3 protein-coding genes and 1 pseudogene are annotated in these 2,876 nt (G+C 68.5%); all 4 read right to left on the reverse strand.

What is annotated here, in order from left to right; all coding sequences use genetic code 11:
- A partial coding sequence (locus KZA10_RS11220) for a response regulator transcription factor (protein WP_218682928.1) occupies window positions 1-494 on the reverse strand: 494 nt, incomplete at its 3' end.
- Window positions 491-1,765: a histidine kinase gene (locus tag KZA10_RS11225; protein ID WP_218682929.1), complete on the reverse strand. Its 1,275-nt coding sequence runs from the start codon at window positions 1,763-1,765 to the stop codon at window positions 491-493. The genes KZA10_RS11225 and KZA10_RS11220, both read right to left, overlap by 4 nt.
- 9 nt (window positions 1,766-1,774) lie before the next feature.
- Window positions 1,775-2,590 (reverse strand): integral membrane transport protein, encoded by an 816-nt coding sequence (locus KZA10_RS11230; RefSeq protein ID WP_055873869.1) that lies wholly within the window; start codon window positions 2,588-2,590, stop codon window positions 1,775-1,777.
- Window positions 2,587-2,876 (reverse strand): annotated as a pseudogene (locus tag KZA10_RS11235) (ABC transporter ATP-binding protein); the annotation flags it as partial. The pseudogene KZA10_RS11235 and the gene KZA10_RS11230, both read right to left, overlap by 4 nt.

Raw genomic sequence — 2,876 nt, forward strand, 5'->3', positions numbered from 1 at the left:
TCGGTGAGTGACTCGAGTGCGGTGCTCTCCTCGGCGGCCGGAGCAGCGGACGAGGTCGCTCCGAGTCGGGGTGTCACATGCTCCATCAGCGCTCTCGTGACCCGAGGGGAGAGCGCTGCATCTCCGCGGGACACGGCGCGCACGGCAGAGATCATCTCGTGGCGCTGCGCGTCCTTCAACAGGAACCCACTCGCGCCCGCGCGGATCGCTCCGAACGCGTACTCGTCGAGATCGAACGTGGTCAGAACGAGCACCTTGGTCTGCGGGTGGTCGCGGACGATCGCCTCGGTGGCAGCGATGCCGTCCAGCTCCGGCATCCGGATGTCCATGAGCACCAGGTCGGGGGCGAGCAGGGCGGTCTGCGTGATCGCCGCCTTGCCGTCGCCGGCCTCACCGACCACCACGATGTCTTCCTCGGCGTCGAGCACCATCCGGAACCCGACTCGGATGAGCTCCTGGTCATCCACCAGCAGCACCGTGATCGCATCCGTCATCCGTCGTCCTCCATCTTCTCTCGTCGTGCGGCGGGTGTGCTTCCCGAGGTGGGGAGCACGGACCGCAGAACCCATCGTCCCCCGTCCGCAGGTGCCGACCGCACCGTTCCGTGAACGTGTGCAGCGCGCTCGGACAGTCCGCGTACGCCGAATCCGTCCGACCCGACCTCGCCTGTGACGCCGTCGTTCACGATCTCGATCGTGACCGTCTCGGTCGTGTACTCCAGTCGCACCGTGATGGTCTTCGCAGTGGGAGCATGACGCATCGCATTGGTCACCCCCTCCTGGACGATCCTTCCGATCGCATGCGCGACGGCGGGGGAGACCTCCGCCTGCCCGACGACGGTGAGCGTCGCCGGATAGCCGGCTCGTTGCGCGGTCTCCACGGTGTCGCGCGCGGGTACGGGCTGCATCGGGGCCAGCGGCAACGGGGATTCGTCGTCGCGCAGCACTCCGAGCATCGAGCGCATCTCGGTGAGCGCACCTCTGGCGGTGTCGGCGGCGGATGCCGCGGCCTTGCGTGCCTGCTCCCGGTCCGGTGTCGCGGCCGCACCTTCGGACAGGGCGACGATGACGGTGAGCGAGTGGGAGACGATGTCATGCATCTCCCGGGCGATGCGGGCGCGTTCGGACGCGGCTGCGAGCTGCGCCTGCTGGTCGCGCTCGATCAGGAGCTGGCGTGAGCGGTCGATGATGGCGAGGAGGTAGCGCTTGCGGTCACCGACGTTGACTCCGACGAGTGTGCCGATGAGACCGAGCGCGACGTAGCTGAGTGCGGTGTCGAGGCCGACTTGGAGCACGGTCGCGCCGGTCAGCATGAGCACCGTGGTGAAGCCGAGGAACCATGCCGCGCCGATCCCGTAGCAGATCCAGGCCAGGCGGGCCGAGCGATAGACCGCGACGCCGTAGCAGGCGACGAGCAGGAGGATGATGCCGCCGGACATGCCCGTGAACAGACCGACGGTACCCAGGATCACCGCAGCGAGGAAGGGGCCCAGCGGCGCTCGACGGCGCCAGAGAAGGGTGCTGCACCCGATCGCGACCATCGCCAGCGTCGCGATGTTGAGGGTGATGTAGGTGCCCTCCGGGAGCGAGGGGTCGGGGTAGGGCGCGGCCGGTGCGAGCGACAGGAACAGGCAGATCAGGGCGAGCAGGATGTCGGCGAACAGCGGGTGGCGCGCCCAGAAGCGTCGGAACAGGCCAGGGGCACGCGGAAGCCGCAGCTCCTCGTCCTCACGGATCGAGTCGCTGCGGCTTCGCGTTCTGCTCACAGGCCGACTTTACGCGTCGCGCGTGCGCAGCACGCCCCACGCGACCAGGGCACCACCGGCGACCCAGCAGCCCAGCGTCAGGAACGCGGTGGGTGCGTCGAGAGCCGCCGTCTCACTGGGCATGATCGCAGCTTGCGCAGCCGCCACCGGGAGGTAGGACGAGGCCTCGATGACCCACGCCCACGCCTCGCCGGCGAAGGAGAAGAAACTCGCGACGATAGGCAGCACGAACAGCACGCCGACGGTGGCGGCGATGGCTCCGGCCCCCGAGCGCAGGATGAACCCGAACGAGACGCCGATGAGGGCGAAGACAGCCATGGACAGCGAGGCTACGACGATCGGCAGGATCGAGGCCGACGGGTCGGACCAGTCGATGCTCTGATCCCGCGGCGCCACGATGAGAGTGACGGCGAGGGCGGCGATGGCGAAGATCACCAGCGACGACAGGAACATGAAGACGGCCAGCACGGTCGACTTCGCCGCCAGCACCGATCCGCGAACAGGATTCGCCGTGAGCGTCGAACGGATCATTCCGGTCGAGTACTCGCCGGTGACCGAGATCGCACCGATGATGCCGGCGAGCAGCATGGTGAACTGGATGGGCATGATGACGGCCTGGATCGGCTCGAAGTCCGGCATGTCGAGGGCCTGGGCGATGAGAACCGCGATCCCCACTGTCAGAGCGGCGGCGATCCCGATGGACCACCAGGTCGAGCGCAGGGTGGCGAGCTTGATCCATTCACCGCGCAGCGCGCGCACGAACGTCAGCTTTCGACCGGTGTCCACGCGCGGCCGTGTGGCGGCGGGGGCCTGTGTCGTGGTCATGAGATCTCCTTGGTGCGGTACTCGACGGAGTCGCCGGTGAGGGCGAGGTAGGCGTCTTCGAGCGAACCGGTGGTCGGGGTGAGTTCGTGCAGCGCAATGCCGCGGTCCGCAGCGAGGTCGCCGATGCGCGCAGCAGGCAGCCCCACGATGTCGAGCAGGTCGGGAGCCGAGCTCACGATCTCGACATCGGGTCCGCCGACGGCTGCGGCCAGATCGGCCGGGCGGGGAGTGCGCACCCTGACCGTGTTGCGGGTCCACGAGCGCACGAGTTCGGGGAGCGGCGCAT

Origin of the sequence: Microbacterium sp. BF1, from assembly GCF_019279095.1 — a bacterium.
GTDB classification, from domain to species: domain Bacteria; phylum Actinomycetota; class Actinomycetes; order Actinomycetales; family Microbacteriaceae; genus Microbacterium; species Microbacterium maritypicum.